Here is a 1,806-nt window from a genome sequence, read left to right as displayed (position 1 = left end):
TTGGCGGTGGAAAGTTCTTCTTTCAAGCGGCGGTTCTCCACGTCCATCATATAGCCGTGGTCGGCTTGCTTTTTCAGCTTGGAAAATTCTTCTTCGGTCAGCGAGTAGTTGCCGAGGAAGGTGCGCTTGCCGATATAATCCAGATCACGCGCATGAATGAGGGCTTCTTTCGTGAGCGTGGTCTTTTTCTGCACAGCGGCAAGTTCCTTCTCCTTTTTGGAGAGGGTCTGACTGGTTTTGGCAAGCGACTGCGCCTTTTGGTCGGCTTGGGCGGTCAGGGCGTCCAGCCGTTCCTGCTCTCGCTGGACTTTGAACTGGGTGACGGTCAGGTGTTCTTCGGTGCTGCCACGCTCACCGCGCTCTACATCCGTGTACCCGGCATTGCGCATATAGTTGAAGAAATCGTCTTGCAGGACACTGTACGACTTCTTCAAGACTGGCTTGCCGTTCTTTTGCAGGACAGGCTTTCCGGCATCGTCCAGCAGGGGCTTGGATGCCCACTTCTTGCTCCGGCTGACCTGCATGACAGTCTCCTTGACTGTGCCGACCAGTGCCTTGTCCTTGCAGCGTTTCGACCAGAGGATCTGCTTTTCCACCACAGGCACATAGACCACATGGAGATGATAGTGGTAGACTTCACGGCCTAATGCTTCGGTCATGGCACGGTTGATCTCATCGGCATGCATGACAGCCGAGAGGATATACTGTTCACCGCCTACGATTTGGATAGCAGCTTTGTAGGCATCTGCATAGAACTGCTTGGCGAACTCGTAGCCACCGTGATTGTCAAAATAGGCCGAGTTGACATCAAAGACAAGCTCACAGTAGTGGGTGGCATCCGGTTTCAGGCCGCGCGTGGAGATGGTTCCATCGGATTCCAGTTGGGAGAACAGGTCGGTGTAGCTGGCGGTTGGCTTTTTGAAGTGGATGTTCCATGCAGTGCGCTGGGGGATGATGTCGGGGTTCCGGTAGCTGTCCTTTTCGCGCTCGTTGTGCTGCTGAGTGTTGCCAACGGCCTTGTCCGAAACGGCGAGATTTCGAACACTGGTGCGGTCAATGCCATCATTTCTTGCCAAAGGGCATCCCTCCTTTCAAGGTTCATCGAGAGGTGACGGGGAACGGAGATGCACTTCTGCGGAAGTGTAATAACCCACTATGACACTTTCATCCCTATGGTCTGCAAAGTGTAGTGGGCTCTCCGAGGGGGAACGTCTCCTGCGGGAGAGTTACAATCAAGTTCGCACAATGCGAACTTGATTGCTCCGTACGCATCCGAAAAAATCGCGTACGGAGTTCAAATAACCTGTACGGTTCGTACGGTGTACGGAAACCCGAAATATAAACGATAACACGCCTTAATTTATCTCGATTTGCCGTACGGGTGCGTACAAGTACAGACCGTACAGGTTGTACGAACTTCTTCCGTGAAAAAATGCACTTTTTATGGACAGGGGTGGACAAGCGGCTCGATGCCCACAAAGCCCCGCACCCTGCGGCCACCGGGCAGGGCGATGTTATGTACTGCACCAGAGTCCCTAGCGTGGGAACTCTGGTGTTTTTTTGTTTCCTGCCTGAATATACGGAAAATTTTGCAGAAAGAGCAAAAAAGCGGCAAAACTGCAACGGAAAAGAAAAAAGCCCTTACCGGTTGCAGGGCTGCAACAGCAAGGGCGGAGAGAAAACCGTATATTGAACAAAACGGAAGAGCGTATTATAATGAGGAAAAAGCTCAAAAAGGAGGGCCGACCACATGGCACAGGAATATCTGCCCGCACCATCCAACATCCGTCTTGCGGACTTGATGAA

Annotated in this window: 1 protein-coding gene; it reads right to left on the bottom strand. The window is 52.3% G+C overall.

Annotated elements, in window-relative coordinates:
• A partial coding sequence (locus tag AAAU26_RS00130; protein WP_349180847.1) for a plasmid recombination protein occupies window positions 1-1,076 on the bottom strand: 1,076 nt, incomplete at its 3' end.
• Window positions 1,077-1,806: the final 730 nt, after the last annotated feature.

The sequence above is a fragment of the Faecalibacterium longum genome, assembly GCF_040094125.1.
In the GTDB taxonomy this organism is placed as follows: domain Bacteria; phylum Bacillota; class Clostridia; order Oscillospirales; family Ruminococcaceae; genus Faecalibacterium; species Faecalibacterium longum.
This window is presented reverse-complemented; position numbering and strand designations above follow the sequence as displayed.